23 protein-coding genes and 1 riboswitch are annotated in these 22,101 nt (G+C 74.0%); of the genes, 14 read left to right on the plus strand and 9 right to left on the minus strand.

Annotation, left to right across the window (positions count from 1 at the left end):
* Positions 1-585 (minus strand): nucleosidase, encoded by a 585-nt coding sequence (locus ACIQVI_RS06235; protein ID WP_383403375.1) that lies wholly within the window; start codon positions 583-585, stop codon positions 1-3.
* A gap of 238 nt (positions 586-823) precedes the next feature.
* Between ACIQVI_RS06235 and ACIQVI_RS06240 the strand changes: the two genes are divergently transcribed.
* Entirely contained in the window at positions 824-1,189 is a 366-nt protein-coding gene (locus ACIQVI_RS06240) for a luciferase family protein (RefSeq protein ID WP_351973967.1), read from the plus strand.
* A 44-nt stretch (positions 1,190-1,233) separates the two neighbouring features.
* On the opposite strand, the gene ACIQVI_RS06245 is transcribed toward ACIQVI_RS06240, so the two are convergent.
* On the minus strand, positions 1,234-1,725 hold the full coding sequence (locus ACIQVI_RS06245; RefSeq protein ID WP_403591680.1) for a PaaI family thioesterase: 492 nt from the start codon (positions 1,723-1,725) through the stop codon (positions 1,234-1,236).
* 110 nt (positions 1,726-1,835) lie between these two features.
* On the opposite strand from ACIQVI_RS06245, the gene ACIQVI_RS06250 reads away from it, so the two are divergent.
* The 3 genes from ACIQVI_RS06250 (at position 1,836) to ACIQVI_RS06260 (ending at position 4,000) form a co-directional block, all read left to right on the plus strand.
* Positions 1,836-2,309 (plus strand): winged helix-turn-helix transcriptional regulator, encoded by a 474-nt coding sequence (locus ACIQVI_RS06250; protein ID WP_403591683.1) that lies wholly within the window; start codon positions 1,836-1,838, stop codon positions 2,307-2,309.
* Between the two features lie 179 nt (positions 2,310-2,488).
* The gene (locus tag ACIQVI_RS06255) at positions 2,489-3,358 is read left to right on the plus strand and encodes a YhjD/YihY/BrkB family envelope integrity protein (protein ID WP_351973964.1); all 870 of its coding nucleotides are present in this window, start codon (positions 2,489-2,491) and stop codon (positions 3,356-3,358) included.
* Positions 3,359-3,496: 138 nt separating this feature from the next.
* A complete protein-coding gene (locus ACIQVI_RS06260) occupies positions 3,497-4,000 on the plus strand; it encodes an NUDIX domain-containing protein (protein WP_121828538.1) in 504 nt (167 codons plus the stop codon).
* Positions 4,001-4,050: 50 nt separating this feature from the next.
* Here ACIQVI_RS06260 and ACIQVI_RS06265 read toward each other — a convergent pair whose 3' ends face one another.
* Positions 4,051-4,581, minus strand: coding sequence for a hypothetical protein (locus tag ACIQVI_RS06265; RefSeq protein ID WP_403591687.1), 531 nt, complete (start codon positions 4,579-4,581; stop codon positions 4,051-4,053).
* 98 nt (positions 4,582-4,679) lie between these two features.
* Between ACIQVI_RS06265 and ACIQVI_RS06270 the strand changes: the two genes are divergently transcribed.
* The 3 genes from ACIQVI_RS06270 to ACIQVI_RS06280 all read left to right on the plus strand — a co-directional run bounded on the left by ACIQVI_RS06270 (position 4,680) and on the right by ACIQVI_RS06280 (position 6,208).
* Positions 4,680-5,321 (plus strand): DUF6629 family protein, encoded by a 642-nt coding sequence (locus ACIQVI_RS06270; protein WP_351973961.1) that lies wholly within the window; start codon positions 4,680-4,682, stop codon positions 5,319-5,321.
* Positions 5,322-5,351: 30 nt separating this feature from the next.
* A complete protein-coding gene (locus tag ACIQVI_RS06275; protein ID WP_403591690.1) occupies positions 5,352-5,573 on the plus strand; it encodes a hypothetical protein in 222 nt (73 codons plus the stop codon).
* A 137-nt stretch (positions 5,574-5,710) separates the two neighbouring features.
* Positions 5,711-6,208 (plus strand): peptidylprolyl isomerase, encoded by a 498-nt coding sequence (locus tag ACIQVI_RS06280; RefSeq protein WP_403591693.1) that lies wholly within the window; start codon positions 5,711-5,713, stop codon positions 6,206-6,208.
* A 186-nt stretch (positions 6,209-6,394) separates the two neighbouring features.
* Here ACIQVI_RS06280 and ACIQVI_RS06285 read toward each other — a convergent pair whose 3' ends face one another.
* A complete protein-coding gene (locus ACIQVI_RS06285) occupies positions 6,395-6,655 on the minus strand; it encodes a type B 50S ribosomal protein L31 (protein WP_121828543.1) in 261 nt (86 codons plus the stop codon).
* 171 nt (positions 6,656-6,826) lie between these two features.
* The gene (locus ACIQVI_RS06290; RefSeq protein WP_403591696.1) at positions 6,827-9,343 is read right to left on the minus strand and encodes a SpoIIE family protein phosphatase; all 2,517 of its coding nucleotides are present in this window, start codon (positions 9,341-9,343) and stop codon (positions 6,827-6,829) included.
* Positions 9,344-9,492: 149 nt separating this feature from the next.
* Between ACIQVI_RS06290 and ACIQVI_RS06295 the strand changes: the two genes are divergently transcribed.
* Both ACIQVI_RS06295 and ACIQVI_RS06300 read left to right on the plus strand, forming a co-directional pair.
* On the plus strand, positions 9,493-10,257 hold the full coding sequence (locus tag ACIQVI_RS06295) for an alpha/beta fold hydrolase (RefSeq protein WP_403591699.1): 765 nt from the start codon (positions 9,493-9,495) through the stop codon (positions 10,255-10,257).
* Between the two features lie 117 nt (positions 10,258-10,374).
* The gene (locus tag ACIQVI_RS06300; RefSeq protein ID WP_403591702.1) at positions 10,375-11,679 is read left to right on the plus strand and encodes a phosphoribosyltransferase family protein; all 1,305 of its coding nucleotides are present in this window, start codon (positions 10,375-10,377) and stop codon (positions 11,677-11,679) included.
* A gap of 6 nt (positions 11,680-11,685) precedes the next feature.
* Here ACIQVI_RS06300 and ACIQVI_RS06305 read toward each other — a convergent pair whose 3' ends face one another.
* Positions 11,686-12,621 (minus strand): transglycosylase SLT domain-containing protein, encoded by a 936-nt coding sequence (locus ACIQVI_RS06305; protein WP_403591705.1) that lies wholly within the window; start codon positions 12,619-12,621, stop codon positions 11,686-11,688.
* 4 nt (positions 12,622-12,625) lie between these two features.
* A riboswitch (cyclic di-AMP (ydaO/yuaA leader) is annotated at positions 12,626-12,810 on the minus strand.
* Positions 12,811-13,183: 373 nt separating this feature from the next.
* On the opposite strand from ACIQVI_RS06305, the gene ACIQVI_RS06310 reads away from it, so the two are divergent.
* A complete protein-coding gene (locus tag ACIQVI_RS06310; RefSeq protein ID WP_403591707.1) occupies positions 13,184-13,837 on the plus strand; it encodes a hypothetical protein in 654 nt (217 codons plus the stop codon).
* A gap of 45 nt (positions 13,838-13,882) precedes the next feature.
* Here ACIQVI_RS06310 and ACIQVI_RS06315 read toward each other — a convergent pair whose 3' ends face one another.
* Both ACIQVI_RS06315 and ACIQVI_RS06320 read right to left on the minus strand, forming a co-directional pair.
* Positions 13,883-15,907: a phosphocholine-specific phospholipase C gene (locus ACIQVI_RS06315; protein WP_403591710.1), complete on the minus strand. Its 2,025-nt coding sequence runs from the start codon at positions 15,905-15,907 to the stop codon at positions 13,883-13,885.
* Positions 15,908-16,075: 168 nt separating this feature from the next.
* A complete protein-coding gene (locus ACIQVI_RS06320; RefSeq protein WP_403591712.1) occupies positions 16,076-16,885 on the minus strand; it encodes a DeoR/GlpR family DNA-binding transcription regulator in 810 nt (269 codons plus the stop codon).
* 149 nt (positions 16,886-17,034) lie between these two features.
* On the opposite strand from ACIQVI_RS06320, the gene ACIQVI_RS06325 reads away from it, so the two are divergent.
* Together ACIQVI_RS06325 and ACIQVI_RS06330 are read left to right on the plus strand one after the other, a co-directional pair.
* The gene (locus ACIQVI_RS06325) at positions 17,035-17,958 is read left to right on the plus strand and encodes an SIS domain-containing protein (RefSeq protein WP_403591715.1); all 924 of its coding nucleotides are present in this window, start codon (positions 17,035-17,037) and stop codon (positions 17,956-17,958) included.
* A 147-nt stretch (positions 17,959-18,105) separates the two neighbouring features.
* Positions 18,106-18,942 (plus strand): ketose-bisphosphate aldolase, encoded by an 837-nt coding sequence (locus ACIQVI_RS06330; RefSeq protein WP_403591718.1) that lies wholly within the window; start codon positions 18,106-18,108, stop codon positions 18,940-18,942.
* A 9-nt stretch (positions 18,943-18,951) separates the two neighbouring features.
* Here ACIQVI_RS06330 and ACIQVI_RS06335 read toward each other — a convergent pair whose 3' ends face one another.
* Complete coding sequence (locus ACIQVI_RS06335) at positions 18,952-19,830, minus strand: LysR substrate-binding domain-containing protein (protein ID WP_403591721.1); 879 nt, start codon at positions 19,828-19,830, stop codon at positions 18,952-18,954.
* A gap of 72 nt (positions 19,831-19,902) precedes the next feature.
* Here ACIQVI_RS06335 and ACIQVI_RS06340 point away from each other — a divergent pair, with 72 nt between their 5' ends.
* Both ACIQVI_RS06340 and ACIQVI_RS06345 read left to right on the plus strand, forming a co-directional pair.
* Positions 19,903-20,847: a DMT family transporter gene (locus tag ACIQVI_RS06340; RefSeq protein WP_403591724.1), complete on the plus strand. Its 945-nt coding sequence runs from the start codon at positions 19,903-19,905 to the stop codon at positions 20,845-20,847.
* A 190-nt stretch (positions 20,848-21,037) separates the two neighbouring features.
* On the plus strand, positions 21,038-22,093 hold the full coding sequence (locus ACIQVI_RS06345; protein ID WP_403592292.1) for an ABC transporter substrate-binding protein: 1,056 nt from the start codon (positions 21,038-21,040) through the stop codon (positions 22,091-22,093).
* Positions 22,094-22,101 lie beyond the last annotated feature (8 nt).

A 22,101-nucleotide genomic window follows, 5' to 3' on the forward strand; every position in this document is an offset into this window, starting at 1 on the left:
TCAGGGGCGGTACGGGACGTTCGCCGCCGCCCAGTCGGCCAGGACCCGCGCGCACCCGGCGACCGATTCGCGCCAGGTGCGCGCGGCGCCCTCACCGGCCTCGTCGCTGACGTGCTTCACGACGCGCAGCGGCACCCCGGCGACCGCGGCGACGTGCGCGAGGGCGTACCCCTCCATGTCGACGAGGGCCGCCTGCTCCGCGAGCCGGGCGCGGGCGACCTCGTCCGAGATGAAGGTGTCGCCGGTGGCCAGGACCACGTCACCGCCGTCCGGCAGGGTCAGCGGAGCCCCGTAGGACTCGCCCGTCAGCATGGCGAGCAGCCGCCCGTCGAAGTCGTGCTGCACCACGGTGCCGACGACGTGCGTCCCGGTCAGGCCGGGCCGCAGCGCCCCGGCCGTTCCCAGGTTCACGATCCCGGACGGCCGGGGCCCCCGGCCGAGCACGGTCGCCAGCGCGGTCGCGGCGTTCACCTTGCCCATGCCGGTGAGCAGCACCGGCAGCCCCGTGTCGAGGAACTGCGCCTCTTCCTTGACGGCGAGCACCAGCAGGGGGCGGTCGCCCGTGATCTCTCCCAAGAGTTCCATGGGCGCCACGCTAGTTCGACGACCCGCCCGCCGTACAACCGGGAGAACCCGAAGCCCCCGCTCCCACGAAGTGGAGCCGGGCGGCGGGCGCCCCCACCGTGACGCAGAGTCACTTCCGCCCCACGCGCCGCCGTGCCGCACGGCCACGAGAGCCCTCCCGATGGCTTGTTTTGCGCGTCGGCCGGATTCTTTCCGCAGGACGCTTGTGCGCGGCTCCGGCGCCCGGCACGCTCCTCGTATGAACACGGCCAGACACGCCAGTGAACGTCTGATGAGCTGGCCCTCGCTGACCCCCGGCCGTGCCCACTGCGGCGCCGAGGTCGGGCTGGGCACCGCGACACAGGAGATCGTGCACTTCCACGGTGAACACGAGGCCGACGTCCACCTCACCCGCGCCATGATCGCCAAGCTGCGGCCGGCCCTCCTCGGGTCGAGCGCCGTCCGTCTGCGCGCCGGATCCGGATGGGTGACGGTCCGTTTGGACATGGGCTCCGACATCGACCTGCTGGCCACCCTGGTGAGCGCGGCCCTCCAGGCCAGCGGCTTCCCCGACACCGTCCCGGACGGCTGCACCCGCACCCGCCCGGTCCCCGGCGTCCGCTGAGCCCCGGCCCGCCGGACCGCCCCGCGCCCGTGTGACGCGGAAGGCTACGCCGGGACCGGGAACACCATGCACGTGCTGGTCGCGTGGCCGAGCAGCCGGTCCTCCGCGTCGTACAGCCCCGCCTCCGCGAGCGCCGTGCGACGCCCCCGGCTCAGCACCGTGCCGACCGCCCTGACCTTGCCGGTGGCGATCGTGATCGGGCGGAGGAAACGGGTCGACAGGTCGAGCGAGGTGTACGCCGTCCCCACGGGGAGCGTGGAGTGCACCGCGCACCCGGCCGCCGAGTCCAGCAGCGTCGCGTACACGCCGCCGTGCACGCTCCCGATCGGGTTGTAGTGCTCCTCGGCCGGTTCGAAGGAGAACACCACCCGCCCGTCCTCGACCTCTTCCAGGCCGAACCCGAGAAGCGCGGCGACCGGCGGTCCGGGCAGCCTTCCCGCGGCGATCTCCCGCAGAAAGTCCAGCCCCGCCATCGTCCCCGCGGCCCGCGCGGAGGCCGCGGGGTCCTCCCACTCGACCGTGCGCGTGCGTCCCATGCCACTCTCCACCCGACTCGACCAGCCGACTCCCGCTGGCTCTTTATGGCGAAGCTAGCCTCCGCGAAAGCTGACTGTCAACGACGCAGTCAGGTGGCTAGAGTGTGACGATGAAGTGGCTGGAGACGGACACGGAGAACTGCTCGGTCCGGCGCACCCTGGACCTGGTCGGCGAGAAGTGGACCCTGCTGATCCTGCGGGACGCGTTCAACGGCGTACGCCGGTACGACGAGTTCCGCCGGCACCTCGGGCTCTCCGAGGCCGTCCTCGCCGACCGCCTCCGCAAGCTCGTCGCGGCGGAGATCCTGCGCGCCGAGCCCTACCGCGAACCCGGCACCCGAACGCGGTACGAATACCGGCTCACCCCCAAGGGCATCGACCTCTGGCCCGTGCTCCTCGCCCTCAAACAGTGGGGCGACACCCACACGGAGGACCCCGACGGCCCCGTCCTCGACATCCGCCACACCGACTGCGGAGCCCCCGTCCGCGTGGTCGTCCAGTGCGAGGGAGAGGAGCGGGCCACCCTCTCCGCCCGCGACGTCACCGTCCGCCCCGGCCCCGGCGCCCGCCCCCTCCGCACCTGAACCCCGCGCCCGGCGCCCGACGCCGCTCCTTCTGCTCCCGAGATCCGTCCCCGCGCCCGCCTCACAAGGGTCCGAACCTCCGGAGCCCGACGCCCGGCCCCGCTCCTCCGCACACCCGACCCACCCGTTCGGCGGCACCCCCGCGATGCCGCGCCGCCGGGCCGGGTACCTCACGAGTCATGCCCTCCACACCCGGTCCGCCGCACGACGGTGCCCCCACCGAACACGGCCACTGGTTCCGACGGCTCCACGACCGCGTCGCCGCCTCTCCCGTCGGCCTCGCGTGGAACCGCGGCCGTGCCATGGAACTCATGCACCGCGCCATGGGCTTCGCGGCACTCAGCCTCCTCACCCTCGTCCCCCTCCTCATCGTCGTCGCGGCGGCCGACCTCGCCAGAGGACAGGGATTCGCCCGCTGGCTCGTCCAGGGCCTCGGCGTCACCGAGGTCTCCCAGGAGGAGGTCGAGCGGCTCTTCGGCCAGCCGGGACAGGCCCTGCAACGCACCACCGCCTTCGGCCTCGCCGCCCTCGCCGCCTTCGGCGTCACCTTCGGATCCGCCGTGCAGACCGGATACGAGCGGGTCTGGGACCTCCCCACGGCCCGCTGGCACACCATGTGGCGGCACGTCGTCTGGCTCGCCGTCCTCGTCGCCGCCCTCCTCGTCTTCGTCGCCTTCCCCGCCCCCGAGAACGCGCCGGCCCTCACCACCGCCGCCGTCGCCCTCGGCGACCTCATCGGCACCTTCCTCTTCTTCTGGTGGTCCCAGCGCTTCCTGCTCTGCGGACGCATCCGCTGGCGCGCCCTCCTTCCCGGAGGCGTCCTCACCGCCCTCGGCCTCCTCGGGCTGCGGATCTTCTCCCAGCTCGTCTTCTCGCCCCTCATCGCCTCGAACGCGGTGACGTACGGCCAGTTCGGAACCGTCCTCGTCCTCCAGTCCTGGCTCGTCGGCGTCGGCTTCGTCGTCTACGGAGGCGCCCTCGTCGGCCGGCTCGTCCACGAGCACCTCGTCCGCCGCCGTCTGCGCCGCTTCCTGCCGAACGGCCGATGACCCCTGGGCCCGCCCCGGGGCGACGGGGGAGAAGGGGCGATCACACGATCCGGTGATCCACCGGTGAGCGGCCCGGCCGGGCTCCCCGGACCGCTTGGATGGAGGCGATCCCATCGGCCCGTCGAGAGAGAGCCGCCCATGGCGAACACCTGGCTGCCGCCCGTCGAGTACGTAGCGACCCTGCCGAGAGCGACGGCCTACGCCTGCCTCTACTTCACCGACACCAGGGGCCGCCCCTTCCAACTGCGCGCCACCTACCACTCCGGGATGTGGCAGTGGCCCGGCGGCAACATGGACCCGGGGGAGACGCCCTGGGAGACGGCGGTGCGCGAGTGCCGCGAGGAGACCGGGATCGCCTTCACCGGGGAGCCCCGGCTGCTCGGCACCCACTTCACGACCGACCGGGGCGACGACTGGCCCGCCAACCACATCGGCTTCGTCTTCGACGGCGGTGAGCTGACGGACGACCAGATCGCCGCCGTCGTCCTCGATCCGGCGGAGCACAGCGAGTACGGCCTGCGCACGCTGGACGAGTGGGAGCGGGAGATGGACCCGGCCGAGTTCGTCCGCCTCGTGGCGATCGACCGCGCCCGCAGGACCGGAATCCCCGTGTACCTGGAGGCCGGTCCCGGGGAGCGCTGACCGCACAGCGGTGGGACCGCCCGTCCGGACGGCCCCGCCGCCGGCGTCTCTCAGGGCCGGCAGCCCACCGGATGGGGGACGTCGACCACGAGGCGCTCCGGGGAGTGCAGACGGAAGGTCTTGGGGGCGGGTTTGGTGTCGAAGGCGGCCCCGACGGTGACCACGCCCTCGAAGTCGCCGGTCAGCGCGACCCCCTTGAGGGCGGGCAGGGAGACCTTGGCCGGCCGGGGTCCCCGGTACACGGACCTCCCGGCGTCGTCGTGGGCGGCGGCGGGGGAGAGCCTGATCTCCAGGAAGTACTTCCCCGCCAGCGGGACCTTCCGGCCCGAGCCGTCCTGGTACAGCGCGGAGACCTGGCGCACGGTGACCGAGGGCACGGCGCCCCGTACGTCGATCACGAGCCGGTCGAAGGTCGCGGGGCCGCCCCAGCGGGCGTTGACGACCAGGGCCGTGGCCGGGGCCGGTCCGTTCCGGGGCGGAGTGCCGGTCGCACCCGCCGGGACCGTGGCGCCGATCCCGGCGGTCAGCAGGACTCCCGCGGCGGCGGCGGTGACAACGGCGAACGCACGACGGTGATGCATGACGTCCCCCATTCCTGATGCTCGGGGACAGTGGTGTCACTGGTGAAGACACGCACCACGAACGTATGGTTCCGGCCGATATGAGATAAAAGTGCGCTATGTGCTGGAGCGCCGCGGCCGACCTCTGGGCGGGCCTCGGGATCGGCGCCGTGGGCGTGGCCTCCCTCGCCTCCGTACGCCGTCCCGGGGACGCGCCGCTCGCCGCCCTGCCCCTGCTCCTGGGCGCCCACCAGGTCGTGGAGGCCGCCGTCTGGCACGCCGGCGGCGGAGCCGGACCCGCCACCCTCGCCTGGGCCGTCATAGCCCTGCCCCTGCTGCCCCTCTGGATCCCCGTCGGCGTCCTGACCGCCGCCCGCCCCGCCGACCGGCCGCGCCTGCTCGTGCCCCTCGCCGCCGGGCTCGCGACCGCCTGCCTCCTCGCGTACCGGCTCGCCACCCGCCCCGTCACCGCCGAGATCCGCGGCCGCACCCTCGGCTACGTCGTCGACCTGCCGTACGCGCCGCTGCTCCTCGCCGCGTACCTCCTGGCCACCGTCGGCGCCCTGCTCCTCGCCCGCGACCGGCTCCTGCGGCTCCTCGGGCTCCTGACCGGGGCCGGGGCCGCCGTCTGCGCCCTCCTGTGGACCACCGAGTTCGTCTCCACCTGGTGCGCCCTCGCCGCCGTCGCCTCACTGCTGCTGCTCGTCTGGGTGCGCGGCCGGACCGGGCCCGATCCGCGTCCGATCGGGGAAAGCCCGTAACCCCTCGGCCGTTCAGCAGTTGACCAGGGCATGAAGAAGCGCAGCATCCTCGCCATCGCCTCCCTCGCCGCGGGTGTCGTCACCGCCCTCGTCACGCCTCCGCCGCAGGCGAACGCCGCCGTCGGGAACAACCCCGTCGGCAGCCCCCTCGCCCTCCTCCAGGAGGACCAGGGCGTCGAGACCGTCCTCCACGACACCGTCCAGGGCACCGGGGGCGCCCTCCAGGCCCCGGAGACCGGCGGACTGCTCTGACACCCCTTCTCCGCCCCCGTGTCCGACGACGCGAACGCCGCCCCGGCTCCCCACGGGAGGCGGGGCGGCGGCGCGCCGTGACACGACCGGAGGCGGCCCGTGCGCACCCGGTGCGCGAGTAATGACAGGATGTCCCCATGAGCGACAACGTTTATTTCGACATCTCCATCAACGACGAGCCCGCGGGCCGCATCGTCTTCAAGCTGTTCGACGACGTCGTGCCGAAGACCGCGCAGAACTTCCGTGAGCTCGCCACCGGCGAGCACGGCTTCGGCTACGCCGGATCCCCGTTCCACCGCGTCATCCCCCAGTTCATGCTGCAGGGCGGCGACTTCACCAACGGCAACGGCACCGGCGGCAAGAGCATCTACGGCGAGAAGTTCGCGGACGAGAACTTCCAGCTGAAGCACGACCGCCCGTTCCTGCTGTCGATGGCCAACGCCGGCCGGAACACCAACGGCTCGCAGTTCTTCATCACCACGATCGTCACCGACTGGCTCGACAACAAGCACGTCGTCTTCGGCGAGGTCGTCGAGGGCCAGGACCTGGTCAAGAAGATCGAGTCCCTCGGCTCCCCCTCCGGCTCCACCAAGGCCCGCATCAAGGTCGCCGAGTCCGGCGTCGTGAAGGCCTGATCGCCTTCCGGAGCCGATGAGCGGTGGGCCTCGCGCCCCCGCTCGCCTGCCACCGGCCGGGGCGGGAACGCGGTCCGACGGACCCGCGCTCCCGCCCCGCCGTACTTCCCCGGCCACCACCGCCGCCACGCTCCCGCGCGGACGCGGGCCGTCCCCGTGACCCGCGGTGAACGGGCGGCCGAGGGCTCAGTCCTCGGAGGAGCCCTGCTCCCCGAAGCGCCGCTCGAACCTGGCGATCCGGCCCTCGGTGTCCACGGTCCGCGCCTTGCCCGTGTAGAACGGGTGGCTCTCGGAGGAGATCTCGACGTCGACGACGGGATACGTGTTGCCGTCGTCCCACTCGATGGTCCGGTCACTGGTCGCGGTGGAGCGGGTCAGAAACGCGTACCCGGCCGAGCGGTCGCGGAAGACCACGGGGCCGTACTCGGGCTGCTTGTCCTGCTGCACGTGTCCTCCTCGGGGCTGCCGCCCTGACTCGTCCGGCCTGATCGGCGCGGCACCCCCAGCCTCCCCGGGGCCGGGGCCGCCGACCAGTGCCACGGGCCCGACCGGGTGACGGCCCACACGTACGCGCACTCCTCCCGCGGCCCTCCGCCCGGCGCGGAACGCCCGTACGGCTCAGCCGCCCTCCGGCCACCGCGCCGCGAGCAGCAGGGCGATGTCGTCCGGCCGGGCCGTGGCCTGCCGGGCCTCCCGGGTCAGCCGGTCGGCCGTCTCCGAGAGCGGCAGGGAGGCCGTTGCGGCCAGCGCCCGGCGCAACCGCTCGATCCCCTCGTCGATGTCCCGCCCCGGCCGCTCCACGAGCCCGTCCGTGAACAGCGCGAGGACCGACCCGGGGGCCAGCCGCAGCCGGGACACCGGGTACGAGGCCCGGTCGTCGATCCCCAGGACCATCCCGCCCGCCAGGTCCACCTGCTCCGCCGTCCCGTCCGGCCGCAGCAGCAACGGCTGCGGATGCCCCGCCCGCACCGCCCGCGCCTCGCCCGTCTCCGGATCGAGCAGGACGTAGCAGCAGCTCGCGAACTGCCCCGGGTCCAGGTCGATCAGCAGCCGGTTGGTGCCCCGCATGACGTCCTGCGGCCGGTGGCCCCCGAGCGCGAACGCCCGTACCGCGCTGCGCAGCTGACCCATCGTGGCCGCGGCCGCCACCCCGTGGCCCTGCACGTCGCCGATGACCAGGGCGAGCCGCCCCTGACCCGTCTCGATCACGTCGTACCAGTCCCCGCCCACGTCCATGCCCTGCGTGCCCGGCAGGTAGCGGCCCACCGTGTCCACCCCGACCCGGACCGGCAGCCGGTGCGGCAGCAGCGCGTCCTGGAGCCCCCGCGCGACCGTCGACTCCGTGTCGTACCGCTGCGCCCGCTCCAGGGCCTGCGCGATCAGCCCGGCGAGCGCCGTGAGCACGGTCCGCTCCTCCGGGCTGAACCCGCGCGGCTGGTCGAAGCCGAGGATGCAGGAGCCCACCGGCCGGCCCGAGGCGATCAGCGGCAGGAACGCCCGCGCCCCCGAGTCCGCGTCCAGCGGAAGACCCGGATACGCCCGGCCCAGCTGCTCCATCGACTCGAAGAACAGGGGCCTGCCCGTCGTCAGCGTCACCACCCCCGGCACCCGCGCGTCCAGGCCCACCCCGTCGAAGGGCTCGAGGAAGCCCTTCGGGAAACCCGTCTCCCACGCCAGGTAGAGACGCCGGTCGCTCAGCAGGTAGATCGCCAGCTGCCGCCCGCCGAACGCCGGCAACAGCTCCTCCGTCACCACCGCCGACACCTGGCGCGCCGTCACCGCCTCGGTGAGCGCGATCGCGAGCGCCACCGGCCGGTACAGGTCCGCCGCCCGGTCCCCGGGCGAGGCCAACTCGTCGGCGAGGCGCCGGCCCGTCCCGGCCCTGTTCGAAAGGCCCGCCCCCTCCTCGGGCTGGAGCACCAGCGTCAACCCGTCCCGCCCCGGATGCAGCGAGACCGACAGCCAGCGGCCCCCCTCCGGACGGGCCAGGAAGCGCACCGGCTCCCCGGAGAGCAGGGCGGCGCGCAACTGCTCCTTGTGGAAGGGGTGCCCGAACCAGGGCAGCGCCTCCCACAGCGGCCGCCCGGCCAGGTCCCTGCGCGGCCGGCCGAGGAGCTGCTCCGTGCGCTCGTTGACGTACGTGACGCGGCCCAGCCGGTCGATGGCCAGGAGCGCCCGCGGCAGCCGGTCGGTGGCGTCCGAGCCGATCAGGCCGGTGCCGAGGTCGACGAGGGTGCCCACGAGCCGGGAGCCCCTCTCGGGGCCGGTCCGCCGCGCCCGTGCGGACACCTCCAGGAGGTGCAGCCCGCCGTCCGGGCCCTTCAGCCGGAGCCTGCGCACCAGGGGCCGCCCGCCCGCGCCCGTCGCGTGCCGGGCCGCCGCCCACAGCGCGTACCCGTCCTCCGGCTCCAGGAGGGACATGAGGGTCTCGATCGTGCAGGACGAGGGCACGCCCGCGCCGAGGATCTTCAGGAGCCCGTCGTCCATCGTCACGGTGCCCGCGGCCAGGTCCCAGTCGAAGGAGCCGAACCGCACCGGCGGCCCCGAACCGGTCGGCAGCTGCACGCACACCGGATCGCCCGCCCACTCGACCGCCGTCCCCTGACGGGACAGCTCGGCGAGGGCCTCGCCGAGCCGGAGCGCGCCCCGCGTCATCCGGCTCCGGTCCCGCGCGTCCACGGGCACGCCGGGGGTGGGCGAGCGCAGCGCCACGAGCACGCCGAAGCGCTCACGACCCGCGCTCACCGGCGCGTACAGGGAGGCGAAGGGGAACGGCAGGCTCGCCACCAGCTGGGGGAAGCGCCGCATCGCGTCCTCGGCGTCGGCGAGGTGGACGGCCTGGCCCGAGCGGTGGACCTCCGCCACCGGGAACGGCCGGTTCGTGTGCATCCGCCACCACGGACGGAACACCGGTCCCGGCAGCCCCACGAGCACCGCGAGCCGCAGCAGCCCCGGCGTCTCGGAGCGCAGGTACACCCCGCCCGCGTATCCGCCGACCTCCTCCACGGCGCCGAGCGCCGCCTCCGCGAGCGCCCACGTCAGGGCGACGGGAGCGGGCTCGTCGCCGGCTCCGCTCCCGGACGGACGCCCGGTGCCGCCCGCCGGGCCGGGGCCGGAAGCACCGTGCGAGGTCACACAGCAAGGATGCCCCCGGAGCCGAAGCCCCCGCATCCCGAAAGGGCCCTTCGCGCACGACGTCGTTGACCATACGCGTCCGGACCGTCACACTCGGTGGCGCCGCCGCGGCCACGCGCGGCGGCGCCACCGCGCGACCAGGGGGCACGATGACGGGCCGGGTTCTTCCGTACGACGTCCACGGCGAAGGGCCGGGAAGGGCCCTCGTGCTCCACAACTGGTTCGGCGACCGCACCAGCTTCGCCCCGCTGCGCGCCCATCTGGACGGCGCCGTCGGCACCTACGCCTTCATCGACTGCCGCGGCTACGGCGAGGCCCTCGACCACGAGGGCGCCTACACCATGGAAGAGGTCGCGGCCGACGCCCTGGCGGTCGCCGACGACCTCGGCTGGGACTCCTTCTCCGTCATCGGCCACTCGATGGGCGGCAAGGCGGCCCAGCTGATGCTCCTCGAAGCGCCCGGCCGCGTCCGCTCGCTCATCGGCGTCTCGCCGGTCTCCGCCGCCGGATTCCCCCTCGACGGGGAGTCCTGGGAGCTCTTCGCCGGAGCCGCCGGGGAACCGGCCAACCGGCGCGCGATCATCGACCACACCACCGGCGGCCGGTACGACGACGCCTGGCTGGGCACGCTCGTCGACCGCTCCCTCGGCCGCTCCTCCGCCACGGCCTTCCGCGCCTACCTGGACTCCTGGTCCCGCGCCGACTTCCACGAGCGCGTCCGCGACAACCCCACGCCCGTCCTCCTCGTCGTCGGCGCGCACGACCCGGCGCTCGGCACCGAGGCGATGGAGGGGACCTGGCTGCGCTGGTATCCGAACGCGCGCCTCGAAGTCATCGAGGACGCCGGGCACTACGCCCCCGAGGAGACCCCGGAAGCCCTCGCCGAGGCCATCGAGGCCTTCCTCGCGGCCTGAGCCGCCTGAGCCGCCTCGGCCGGGCGGGGCGGGCCGACGCGTCTACCCTGGAGGGACGGGCAGGGGACGGGCGCCGCGTTCCTCCCCGGGCCCGCCCGGGCGGAAGGGCGTCGGACCATGTTCTTCAGCGATCGCAGCGACGCGGGGCGGCAGCTCGCCGCCCGGCTCGACCACCTCAAGGGCCGGGACGTCGTGGTCCTCGGCCTTCCGCGCGGCGGCGTGCCGGTGGCCGTCGAGGTCGCCGACGCCCTCGACGCCCCGCTCGACGTCTGCCTCGTCCGGAAGCTGGGCGTGCCCCACCGGCCGGAGGTCGCGATGGGGGCGATCGGCGAGGGCGGCGTGCGGGTGCTCAACGACCGGGTGCTCCACGAGGCCGGGGTGGACGACCGCGCGCTGGCCGCCGTGGAGGAGCGCGAGCTGACCGAGCTGGACCAGCGCACCCGCCGCTACCGGGGCAGCCGGACGCCCGTGCCCCTGGAGGGGCGGACGGTCCTCGTCGTCGACGACGGGCTCGCCACCGGCGCCACGGCCCTGGCGGCCTGCCGGGTGGTCCGTGCCCGGGGCGCGGCCCGGATCGTCCTCGCGGTGCCGGTCGCGCCGCCCGGCTGGACGGCCCGGCTCGGCGGCGAGGCCGACGAGACCGTCAGCGTCCGCACCCCGGAGGGGTTCTACGCCGTCGGCCAGTTCTACCGGGAGTTCCCGCAGACGCCGGACGACGAGGTGATCGCCTGTCTGGACCGGAGCCGGGCCGCGCGCGACCCCGTCGTACGGGAGGCGGACGTACGGATCCCGGTCGGCGGCGCCACCCTCGCGGGGCGGCTCGCCGTGCCCGAGGGGGCCGCCGGCCTGGTCCTGTTCGCCCACGGCAGCGGCAGCGGCCGCCACAGCCCCCGGAACCGGGCGGTCGCCGCGGAGCTGAACAGGGCCGGTCTCGGGACCCTGCTGTTCGACCTTCTGAGCGAGGCCGAGGCGGCCGACCGGGCGCACGTCTTCGACACCCCGCTCCTCGCGGGCCGGCTCGCCGGGGCCACGGAACGGCTGGCCGAGCGGCCCGACGTCGCGGGGCTCCCGCTCGGCTACTTCGGCGCGAGTACGGGAGCGGCGGCCGCGCTGTGGGCGGCGGGCGACCCCGCGTCCCCCGTCGCCGCCGTCGTCTCGCGCGGCGGCAGGCCGGACCTCGCGGCCGACCGCCTGGCCGGGGTGCGGGCCCCGACCCTCCTGGTGGTGGGCGGCGACGACCCGCTGGTCCTGGACCTCAACCGGCGGGCCGGGGCGCTGCTGCGCTGCGAGAACCGGCTGGCCGTGGTGGAGGGGGCCGGCCACCTCTTCGAGGAGCCCGGTGCCCTGGAGGAGGTGGCGGAGCTCGCCACCTCCTGGTTCACCGGGCACTTCCGGCGTCGGGGCACCGATGTGCCCCGTTGACGACGGTCAGTACGCCCCGTTGACGTTGTCGATGGAGCCGTAGCGGTCGGCCGCGTAGTTGCAGGCGGCGGTGATGTTGGCGACCGGGTCGTACAGGTCCATCGACGTACCGGGCACGTGGTAGGCCAGGAAGGTCGGCTCGATGACCTGGAGGAGGCCCTTCGAGGGGGTGCCGTTGACGGCGTTGATGTCCCAGTTGTTGATGGCCTGCGGGTTTCCGGAGGACTCGCGCATGATGTTGCGGTGGATGCCCTCGTAGGAACCGGGGATGCCGTGCTGGGCCATGATGTCCAGCGACTGCCGGATCCAGCCGTCGAGGTTGTCGGCGTACTGGGTGGCGGCGACCGGAGCGGCGGCCGGGGCGGCGGCAGCGGCCGGGGCGGCGGCGGAGGCTCCGGTGGCGGCGCCGGCGGCCGGAGCGGTCGCGCGGCGCTCGGAGCGGCTCGCCCGGTCGGTCGTGGCGGACTTCTCCGCCTTCGCGGTGGCCTTCCGATCCGCCTTCCGCTCGGCCTTTCGCTCCGTCTTCTCCTGCGTCTTCGCCTGAGAGGGGACGGCCTTGGCGGAACCCCGATGAATCGTCAGTTCCAGACCGGGGTGGATGAGTGACGGATTGTCACCCACGGCGCTCTGGTTGGCGCGGTAAAGGCTCTTCCAGCCTCCCTGAATTCCCTTCTTGTGGGCGATCAGGGAAAGCGAGTCGCCGCTCACGACGGTGTACGTGCGCGCGGTCGCCGGGGCGGCCGGGGCCTTGGCGGCGGCCGGGGCAGCGGGAGCGGCGAAGGTCTTGGCGGCGATCTCCGGGGCGCCGGCGGCGGGCGCGGCACCGGCCGTGGCGGGGGCGATCAGGGGCAGGGACAGCGCGGCTCCACCGGTGCCGACCAGGGCGAGACCACGGGAGACGTGGCTGCGGCGGGGGCGGCGGTGCTTACCGTGTGCAGGCATGACGGATTCCTCTCCGGCGCCTACGAGGTGAGCTGTCGGGTTCGGACGGGAGATGTCCGGCCGCGCGCACGCGGCTGCACCCCGAGCCGTTCCGGATCACCGGACCGGCGTATTCGTGGGTCCCCCGCTCCTGCCGTCGGGTGAAAAGGGAGGTTTCCGAGCGGTGGCAGGATTAGGCGTTCCGCTCGAATGGGGGTGACCGTAGGCCAGTAATGCGGCGAATAACAAGAGGATCAGAGCGGCGGCACGTGTAAAAGGATCACCGAATTCGGGGAATTCAAGATCGGCCGGCCCGAAAAGGTGTCGAACTTCCTTGTGCGGTACGGGGTGGGAGAGGTCGGCGCCGTGCGGCGGTCCGTGCGGAGTGAGTCGCGTCACCCGGTGGGTTATGTCCGAATATGCGATGTAATTCCGTTGATGGGGAAATAGGGCGAAAAACTGTCGGGTGGGGTTTTCGGGGTCGATGGGGCGTCTTGGGTGGCATCCGGTGTCGCTCAAGTGCAAAGCGCGCAAAGCCGACATTCTTCTCGAAGGATGGAGCGACCGACCCAGGAGCCGCCCGATGCCCCCCGCCGCCCCCCAGCTCACCCCCGACACCCCCGACACCCTCGACCGCGAGGCCGCCGCCCTCTACGAGAGCGCCGTCTGGCAGCGGATCGTCACCGACTGGACCGCCCCCGAACCGCTCGCGCCCACCTCCGAACCGCTCGCACCCGCCCCCGGGCCGTCGTCGGGGGAGGTGCGGGACTGGCGGGACCTGCTGAGCGTGCCGGTGGACCGGCTCGTGGCCGAGGCGCTCGACGCGCTCCCGGCGCCGGCCCCCGTCGAGCGCCGCCTCCCCGGCCGGATCGGAGCCGTACTGCCGGACCGCCTGCACGCCTGGCGCCGCATCGGCGGGGCCGAGCTGCGCCCCTCGGTCCACCTCGGCTACGCGCGCCTCGTGCTGACCGAGTGGGGCTGGCAGAACGCCCCGTACAAGCTGCGCGACAGGCGTGGGGCCCGCTGTGTCTGCGGGGCGCTCCTCGCCGCCCACCGCCTCGGCTACGGCGGTGCGGACACCATGAACGAGGCGGCCGCCTGGATCATGACCGAGCTGCGGTCACGGGGGTGGCGTGACCTCATCGGCCCGTGGAACCGGGCTCCCGGGCGCACGGCCGGCGACGCGCTCGCCCTCCTCGACGCCACGGCCCGCCGCGCCGCCCACGCCGGGCGCTGACGCCCGGGGCCCGGACGCGGGGACCCCGCGCCCGGGCCGCCGGACTCAGCCGCTGACGCTCGGGGCCCCGGTCTCGATGTGACCGGTGTACCGGCGCGACCAGGTCCCGTCGACGCCGGTGGTGATCGTGAAGTCGTACCAGCCCCGCTGGTACGCGACGGCGTTGAAGAAGTCCTCGGTGGCGGAGCCCGCCGGGACCGTGTACGTCCACGGCCCGTCCGTCCGGTAGGCGTTGGAGCGGATCGTGAAGGTGACGGGCCCGGCGGAGGCGTTGGTCATCCTGAACCAGAGGGCCGTCTTCCCCGTCCCGGGCTCGGTCGCGAACCGGGCCGCCACCTCGACGTCCTTGCCCGCCTTGGAGGCGTCGCCGATGAACCGGCGCAGGAAGCGGTTGGGTCCCATCATCGAGATGTCGTACTTCCCGGACCCCGAGCCCGTGCCGATGTTGAAGAAGTCGGAGGCCGTGCCGCCGGGGTCCACGGTGTACTGCCAGGCGGCCGTGTCGCGGTGCTGGTGCGGATGGATCGAGAAGTGCGCGGCCCGCCTGGCTTCCGTGCCCCGGTTCGTCATCGAGAACCAGGCCAGGATCTTGCCGCCGGAGCCGAACTCGAAGCGGTCCAGGTTGCCGTTCACCTGGTACGGCAGGGCGCGTGCCGGCCGGGTGCCCGCTTCCTGCGCGGGCAGGGCGTTGTTCTGCGGGACCGGGTTCGGCAGCGGCTTGCAGGTGGCCTGCCCGATCACCTTCGCCGTCGACGGAAGCCCGGCGGGCACCCCGTACACCGGGTGGGCGAAGTCGAAGACGCCGGTCAGATCGCCCGTCACCTTCCGCCGCCAGGCGCTGATGTGGGGACAGGCGGCCGGGGTGCCGAGGGCCGTCGTCCAGGTCTCCAGGAAGCGCAGCACGGAGGTGTGGTCGAAGACCTCGGAACTCACCCAGCCGCCCCGGGTCCACGGGGACATGACAAGCATGGGGACGCGGAAGCCCAGGCCGATCGGCACGCCGTCGAGGTACTCGCCCGGTGTGCCCGGCGGGGCGACCGGCGGCGGCACGTGGTCGAAGAAGCCGTCGTTCTCGTCGTAGTTGAGGAACAGCACGGTCGAGTCGAACACCTCGGCGTTCGCGGCCAGGGCCCGGTAGACGAGGTCGACGAAGTGCGCGCCGTCCCCGGGCGGCGCGTAGGGGTGCTCGGAGAACGCCTCGCTCGCCACCACCCACGACACCTGCGGCAGGGTCCCCGCCAGGACGTCCGCGCGGATCGCCGCCGCGATGTCGTCCGGGGTCGAGCCGGTCACCTTCGGGACCGAGCCCATGCCCCGGTCGTACAGCGGGTCCCCGGGCCGCGCGTCGGTGAACCTCTTGAAGTACGCGAGGCCGTTGTCGCCGTAGTTGTCCTGGGCGTTCTGGTAGACCTTCCAGCTCACCCCGGCGCGCTGGAGTGCCTCCGCGTACGTCTCCCAGGTCAGCCCCCGCTCCTCGCCGCCGTCCTTGCTGGAGGCGTCGATCTTCCCGCTCCACAGGAAGGTGCGGTTGGGGCCGGTGGCGCTGAGCGCCGAGCAGAAGTATGCGTCACAGATCGTGTAGTGGTCGGCGAGCGCGTGGTGGAAGGGGATGTCCTCGCGGTCGAGGTGGCCGAGCGTGCGGACGTTGCCCACGCCCGTCACCCAGTTGTCGAGGCGCCCCTTGTTCCAGGCCGCGTGCTGCGAGGTCCAGCTGTGCGGCAGGTCGCCGTTGCACTGCGCGAGGGTCTCCCCGTCCACCCCTCCGGCCGGCGGGGTGTCGCTGAGCTTCCAGGGGTACTGGCGGCCGCCCGGGCTGGGCTGGTTGAAGGTCCCCCAGCCGCCGGGCAGATTGCCCGCCGCGCGGTCGGCGAAGCCCCGCACCCCGCGCAGGGTGCCGAAGTAGTGGTCGAAGCTGCGGTTCTCCTGCATGAGGACCACCACGTGCTTGACGTCGGTGAGGGTGCCGGTCGCGGCCCGCGCGGCGGCCGACGCGGACGCCGGCGGCAGCGCCGCCCCCGCCACGAGCCCCGCGCCGATGCCGACGAACCCCCTGCGGCTGATGGGAATCATGCCCCGCCTCTCGTGTCACGGCGCGCCCCGGCGGCACGTCGGACACATGATGGAGGGAAGGACGCCCAAAGGTATACGCCCGTGCGGTAATTACTGAGTTAACAGCCGGGATCCCGAGCAACCTTGGCCAATGATTGGTTCAGGGGAAGACCAATGGCGGTGGGCGGGTCAGACGGTGAGGACCTTCACCCCGGCCTCGGTGAGCTGGGCGGCCGTCTCCGGCGCGATGCCCGTGTCGGTCACCAGGGTGTCGATCCGGTCCAGACCACAGATCCGCGCGAACGCGCGGCGGCCCATCTTCGAGGAGTCGGTCACCACGACGACCCGGCTCGCCCGCTCCGCGAAGAGCCGGCTGATGCTCGCCTCGTCCTCGTGGTGCGCCATCACGCCCAGCTCGGCGTCGATCCCGTCGACCCCCAGCACCACCACGTCGAGCACCACCTCGCTGAGCACCCCGACCGTCAGCGGGCCGACCAGCTCGTAGGTCTGGGGGCGGGCGACGCCTCCCGTCGTGACGATCTTGATCTGCGGGCGCACCGCCAGCTCGCCCGCGATGTTGAGCGCGTTGGTGACCACGGTCAGCGCCGGACCCGGGGGTGCCGTCACCGGTCCCGGGACCTCGGCGCGCCCGCTCGCGAACCGCAGCGCCAGCGCCCGCGCCACCTCCGTCGTCGTCGTGCCGCCGTTGAGCCCGACGACCTCGCCGGGCGTGACCAGATCGGCCGCGGCCTCCGCGATCCGCTTCTTCTCCGGCGCGTGCCGCGTCGACTTGTACCGCAGGGGGAGCTCGTACGACACGCCGTGCGCCACCGCGCCGCCCCGTGTCCTCACGAGGAGCTGCTGCTCGGCGAGTTCGTCGAGGTCCCGGCGGATCGTGGCCGCGGAGACGTCGAGCGTCGTCGCCGCCTCCTCCACCTCGATCTTTCCCGAGGCCGCCAGTAGTTCGAGGAGCGTGTTCCACCGCTCGTGCTTGGACATGGGTCCCTCCCTCCCGGTCGTGCGAGCGTCCGATTCTAGCCTCCGGAGGGTGCGGGATCTGGAAACGCTGTGCATGTTTCTGCTTGAATAGGTCGGAGTTCAAGCATGTTCGTTCAATATCGCGCAGTCTTTCTTGCAAGGAGATCGGCATGAGCACCACCCGCACCGCCGTGGAGATCGCCTCCCAGCCGGCGACCTGGCGCCAGGCGGCCCGCACCCTGCCCCGGCACGTCGCCGCCCTGCCCCGGCGGGGCGAGCGGGTCGCGGTCGTCGGCTGCGGCACCTCCTGGTTCATGGCCCTGGCCTACGCGGAGCTGCGCGAGTCCGGCGGCCACGGCGAGACCGACGCCTTCGCCGCCTCCGAGTTCCCCTACGGGCGCCGCTACGACCGGGTCGTGGCCCTCACCCGCTCCGGCACCACCAGCGAGGTCCTCGCCGTCCTCGCCCGACTGCGCGGCACCGTACCCACGGGCGCGGTCACGGCCGACCCCGCCACGCCGGTGATGGACCTCGCCGACGAGGTCGCCGTCCTCGACTTCGCGGACGAGGAGTCGGTCGTCCAGACCCGCTTCGCCACCACCGCGCTCGCCCTCTTCCGCGCGCACCTGGAGGCCGAGGGCGCCCTCCCCGAGGGCGTGGCCACCGTCGAGGAGGCCGCGCGCGACGCCGAACAGGCCCTCGCCTCCCCGCTGGACGAGGACGTCCTCACGGCCGGGCAGTTCACCTTCCTCGGCAGCAGCTGGACCTACGGACTCGCCCTGGAGGCCGGGCTCAAGATGCGCGAGGCGGCGGGCGCGTGGACGGAGGCGTACCCCGCGATGGAGTACCGCCACGGCCCCATCAGCATCACCGGCCCCGGCCGGGTCGCCTGGGGCTTCGGCGCCCTCCCCGCCGGACTCGCGGACGACGTGCGGAAGGTCGGCGGCATCCTCTCCGAGAGCGGCCTCGACCCGCTCGCGGACCTGATCCGCGCCCAGCGCCTCGCCGTCGCCGTCGCCGAGGCCCAGGGCCTGAACCCGGACACCCCCCGCAACCTGACCCGCTCCGTGGTCCTCTCCGACGTCCATGCCTGACGGTCCGGCGTCCGTGCCCGAGGGCCCGACGCCCGTGCCCGACGTTCCGGCGTCCACGCCCGGCGCCCTGACGTCCGTACCCGACACCCCGGCGTCCGTGCCCGACGCTCCGACACCCCTGCCCGACACCCCGGAAGAAGACGCGCCATGCCGCTGACGCCGACCGACGAGATCGCCCGCCGCGCCCGCGCGGCGGGCACCGGAGTGGGGGCCTTCAACGTCCTCCAGCTCGAACACGCCCAGGCCATCGTGGCCGGCGCCGAGAACGCCGACCGCCCGGTCGTCCTCCAGATCAGCGAGAACACCGTCCGCTACCACGGGGCCCTGGAGCCGGTCGCCCTCGCCTCCCTGGCGATCGCCCGCGCCGCCAAGGTCCCCGTCGCCGTCCACCTCGACCACGCCGAGAACCCCGACCTCGTCCGCGAGGCCGTCGGACTCGGCCTGGGCTCCGTCATGTTCGACGCCTCGAAGCTCCCCTACGCCGAGAACGTCGCCGCGACCCGCGAGGTCGTGGAGGAGTGCCACCGCCACGGCGTCTGGGTCGAGGCCGAACTCGGCGAGGTCGGCGGCAAGGGCGGCGCCCACACCCCGGGCGTCCGCACGGACCCGGAGGAGGCCCGCGCCTTCGTCGCCGCCACCGGGGTCGACGCCCTCGCCGTCGCCGTCGGCAGCTCCCACCAGATGCTGACCCGGGACGCCGTCCTCGACTTCGACCTGATCGCCCGGCTGCGCGTCGCGGTCGACGTCCCGCTGGTCCTGCACGGCTCCTCGGGCGTCTCGAACGCGGACCTCGCCACCGCCGTCACGGCCGGCATGACCAAGGTGAACGTCTCCACCCATCTCAACAAGGCCTTCACCCGGGCGGTCCGCACCCACCTCGCCGACCACCCGGACGCGGTCGACCCCCGCCACTACCTGACCCCGGCCCGCGCGGCCGTGGCCCGGGAGGTCGCCCGCCTCCTGACGGTCCTGGCCCCGGCCTGACCCGGACGCTCAGACCTCCCGGAGCGCGGTCAGGAGGCTCCGTACGGCGGGCAGGTCCAGCGAGGACTCCCGTACCGCCGCGTGGATCGCGCGCACCGGCTCCGGGCCCCGGACCCTGCGGACGACCACGCCCGGGTGGCGGCCGCCCAGGCCCATCAGCGGGACCAGACTGATCCCGAGACCGGCGGCGACGAAACCCTGCGCGGTGGCGTACTCCTCGCACTCCACCGCGATGTCCGGGCTGAACCCGGCCGCCGCGCAGGCGTCCAGGACCGCGTCGAGACAGGGGCCCGGGCGCTCGCTGCCGACCCACGGCTCGGCGGCCAGCTCCGCCAGGTCGACGGCGGCGCGGCGACCGGCCAGCGGATGCCCCTTCGGCAGCACGACCCGGTACGGGTCGTCGACCAGGTGGACGAGCCGGAGACCCTCGCCGTACGCGTCCGGGGCGCCGCCCCGGGGCCGTACGACGAGGGTGAGGTCCGCGTCCGCGTCGGGCGCGCCCTCCGCGATCCTCAGATCGACCCGCACACCGGGGTGCTCGGCCCGGAAGCGGGCCAGGGCGGGGGCGACGAGGTCGGCGCCCGCCGTGGCGAAGTAGCGGACCGCGATCCGCCCCGTACGCCCCGCCCGCAGATCCGCGAGGGCGGTCTCGGCCTCCGCCACCCGCCGGCCGATGGCGGCGGCGTGCTCGGTCAGCAGCCGCCCGGCGGCGGTCGGCCGCACGCCCCGGCCGAAGCGTTCGAGCAGCGCGATGCCCGCCTCCTTCTCCAGGACGGCGATCTGCTGACTCACGGCGGAAGGGGTGTAACCCAGGTGCGCGGCGGCGCCCGTGACGGAGCCGCTGGCGACGACGGCCCGGAGCACCTGCATACGTCTCACGTCCAGCATGTAGCAGAGCTTAACGCCGGATGCACAATCCTTCGCTTGTCCTGCACGCCGGGGCGGGGGGAGCGTGGAGCCATGACATCGGCGATACGCATGGGCGTCCTCGCCCTGCTCTGGGGCTCGGGCTTCCTCTGGATCAAGATCTCCCTCGACGAGGGCCTCACCCCCGGGTGGATCACCTTCGTGCGGTGCCTCCTCGGCGCGGCGGTGCTCCTGGCGCTCGCGTACGGGGCCGGGCAGCGGCTGCCCCGGGACCGGGGCACCTGGGGGCGCCTCGCCGTCGCGGCCTTCTTCTGCAACGCGCTTCCGTTCCTGCTCTTCTCGATCGGCGAACAGACCGTCGACAGCGGAGTGGCGGGCGTCCTGAACGCCACCACCCCGCTCTGGTCCCTCCTCGTCGGCCTGGCGCTGGGCACCGAACGCCCGCTCCGCGCCGCCCGCCTCGGCGGCCTCGTCCTCGGCTTCGCCGGCGTCCTGCTGATCTTCGCGCCCTGGAGCGGGGGCTCCGGCCTCCTGGGCGCGGGCGCGCTCGCGCTGCTCGGAGCGTCCGCGAGCTACGCGGTGGCCTTCGCGTACATGGCCCGCCGTCTCACCGGCCGGGGCACCGCGCCCCTGGCCCTCTCCGCCTCGCAGCTCCTGGCGGCGACCGCCCTGAGCGCGCCCGCCCCGGCCGTCGGCGGTCCGGCGGCGGTGACCTGGACCGGGGTGGTCGCCGTCGTCGTCCTCGGCGTCCTCGCGACCGGGGTCACCTTCCACCTGAACTACCGCATGATCGCGGAGGAGGGCCCCACCAGCGCCGCGACGGTCGGCTACCTGCTGCCGGTGGTCTCCGTGGCCCTGGGCGCCCTCGTCCTCGACGAGCCGCTGACCGTACGGACGGTGACGGGCATGACGGTCGTCCTGCTGGGGGTGGGCCTGACCCGGGTGACCGGGGGACCGGGCCTCGGTGCGGGGGCGGGCGACCGGGCCCGGGGGAAGAGGCGAGCGGCGGTGCGGCCCGGCGGCCCGGCGGACGGATAATCGGTTGCCCGCCGACGAGGGCGGTGGATCCAATGTCCGGCGTGACCATCCCCAGGGGAGACGCCGCCCGATGAACCCGCGACCGAACACGCCGCCGAGCACGTCACCGTCACCGAGTACGTCGTCGCCGTCGCCGAGCACGTTGCCGTCGCCGTCCGGAGCGGAGCACCGGAGCGGGTCTTCCATCCGGCTGGGCGCCCTCGTCCCGCTGACGCGGCCCGGCTGGGCCGAGGCGGGCCGGCACCTGCTCGCGGGACTCGACCTGGCCGTCCGCGAGGTCAACGACACCGGCGGGATCGATGGCAGACCGCTGGAGCTCCTGGTCCGGGACACCGCGGCCGACCCGGAGCGGGCCGAGGCGGCCGTGGACGAACTGGCCGGCCTGGGCGTGACCGCCGTGGCGGGGGAGTACCACAGCGTCGTCGCCCGTGCGGCCGCCGCCCGCGCCGACGCCCTCGGCGTGCCGTTCCTCTGCTCGTCCGCCGTGCTCGACGCGCTCACCGAGGAACCGACGGAGTGGGTCGCGCGCCTCGCCCCGGCCCAGTCCCACGGCTGGCGGCTCTACGCGGACTTCCTCCTCGGCACGGGCCGGCACCGGATCGCCGTGGCGACCCAGCCGAGCGTCTACTGGGCGTCCGGGACCCGGATCCTGCGGGACCGCCTCGCTCCCCTCGGCGGAAGCGTCGTCGCACTCGACGCGAACGCCCTCACCCCCGAGGCCCTGTGCGACGCGCTCGTTGAGCACGGCGCGACGGCGCTCCTCCTTCTGGTCGGCCACCCGGAGCCCGCGGTGCCGATCGTCCGGGCCGTCCGGGGAGACCGGCGGCTCGCGGACGTCCTGATCGGGGCTCCCGCAGGACAGCCGGAGTTCGCGGAATGGGCCGAGGCCCTGGGCGGGGACGGCGCCGGGATCCCGTTCCTGCGCTACCTGCCCGAGCACCTCGGCCCGCTCGGTGAACGCGTCGGCAAGGAACTGCGCGAACGGCTCGGCGAAGCGCCCTCCTTCGTCGCCTTCGAGGGCTGGGACACCGTCACCGTCCTCGCCGCAATCCTGCGTTCCCACGGCACGGACCGGGCGACCGTCGCCGCGTCGTGGCCGCGCGTGGCGGTGGAGGGCACCCGGGGGCCGATCCGGTTCTCCCGCGCGCCGGGCATCGGCGTCCGGCAGTGGACCTGGGCGCCGGTCCAGGTCGCCGACCGGGACCCGGCGGAGCCCGGCCGCTTCCGGGTCCTTCGCACCGGCTGAGCGGTCGC

Source organism: Streptomyces sp. NPDC098101 (assembly GCF_044760185.1).
GTDB lineage: Bacteria > Actinomycetota > Actinomycetes > Streptomycetales > Streptomycetaceae > Streptomyces.

What these genes read in the sequence shown, in the direction of transcription:
- ACIQVI_RS06305 (WP_403591705.1), bottom strand. Translation starts at nt 12,621, where the DNA reads ATGCCTGCACACGGTAAGCACCGCCGCCCCCGCCGCAGCCACGTCTCC.
- ACIQVI_RS06235 (WP_383403375.1), bottom strand. Translation starts at nt 585, where the DNA reads ATGGAACTCTTGGGAGAGATCACGGGCGACCGCCCCCTGCTGGTGCTC.
- ACIQVI_RS06250 (WP_403591683.1), top strand. Translation starts at nt 1,836, where the DNA reads ATGAAGTGGCTGGAGACGGACACGGAGAACTGCTCGGTCCGGCGCACC.
- ACIQVI_RS06315 (WP_403591710.1), bottom strand. Translation starts at nt 15,907, where the DNA reads ATGATTCCCATCAGCCGCAGGGGGTTCGTCGGCATCGGCGCGGGGCTC.
- ACIQVI_RS06295 (WP_403591699.1), top strand. Translation starts at nt 9,493, where the DNA reads ATGACGGGCCGGGTTCTTCCGTACGACGTCCACGGCGAAGGGCCGGGA.
- ACIQVI_RS06300 (WP_403591702.1), top strand. Translation starts at nt 10,375, where the DNA reads ATGTTCTTCAGCGATCGCAGCGACGCGGGGCGGCAGCTCGCCGCCCGG.
- ACIQVI_RS06270 (WP_351973961.1), top strand. Translation starts at nt 4,680, where the DNA reads ATGTGCTGGAGCGCCGCGGCCGACCTCTGGGCGGGCCTCGGGATCGGC.
- ACIQVI_RS06310 (WP_403591707.1), top strand. Translation starts at nt 13,184, where the DNA reads ATGCCCCCCGCCGCCCCCCAGCTCACCCCCGACACCCCCGACACCCTC.
- ACIQVI_RS06335 (WP_403591721.1), bottom strand. Translation starts at nt 19,830, where the DNA reads ATGCTGGACGTGAGACGTATGCAGGTGCTCCGGGCCGTCGTCGCCAGC.
- ACIQVI_RS06240 (WP_351973967.1), top strand. Translation starts at nt 824, where the DNA reads ATGAACACGGCCAGACACGCCAGTGAACGTCTGATGAGCTGGCCCTCG.
- ACIQVI_RS06260 (WP_121828538.1), top strand. Translation starts at nt 3,497, where the DNA reads ATGGCGAACACCTGGCTGCCGCCCGTCGAGTACGTAGCGACCCTGCCG.
- ACIQVI_RS06275 (WP_403591690.1), top strand. Translation starts at nt 5,352, where the DNA reads ATGAAGAAGCGCAGCATCCTCGCCATCGCCTCCCTCGCCGCGGGTGTC.
- ACIQVI_RS06245 (WP_403591680.1), bottom strand. Translation starts at nt 1,725, where the DNA reads ATGGGACGCACGCGCACGGTCGAGTGGGAGGACCCCGCGGCCTCCGCG.
- ACIQVI_RS06265 (WP_403591687.1), bottom strand. Translation starts at nt 4,581, where the DNA reads ATGCATCACCGTCGTGCGTTCGCCGTTGTCACCGCCGCCGCCGCGGGA.
- ACIQVI_RS06255 (WP_351973964.1), top strand. Translation starts at nt 2,489, where the DNA reads ATGCCCTCCACACCCGGTCCGCCGCACGACGGTGCCCCCACCGAACAC.
- ACIQVI_RS06330 (WP_403591718.1), top strand. Translation starts at nt 18,106, where the DNA reads ATGCCGCTGACGCCGACCGACGAGATCGCCCGCCGCGCCCGCGCGGCG.
- ACIQVI_RS06340 (WP_403591724.1), top strand. Translation starts at nt 19,903, where the DNA reads ATGACATCGGCGATACGCATGGGCGTCCTCGCCCTGCTCTGGGGCTCG.
- ACIQVI_RS06320 (WP_403591712.1), bottom strand. Translation starts at nt 16,885, where the DNA reads ATGTCCAAGCACGAGCGGTGGAACACGCTCCTCGAACTACTGGCGGCC.
- ACIQVI_RS06325 (WP_403591715.1), top strand. Translation starts at nt 17,035, where the DNA reads ATGAGCACCACCCGCACCGCCGTGGAGATCGCCTCCCAGCCGGCGACC.
- ACIQVI_RS06280 (WP_403591693.1), top strand. Translation starts at nt 5,711, where the DNA reads ATGAGCGACAACGTTTATTTCGACATCTCCATCAACGACGAGCCCGCG.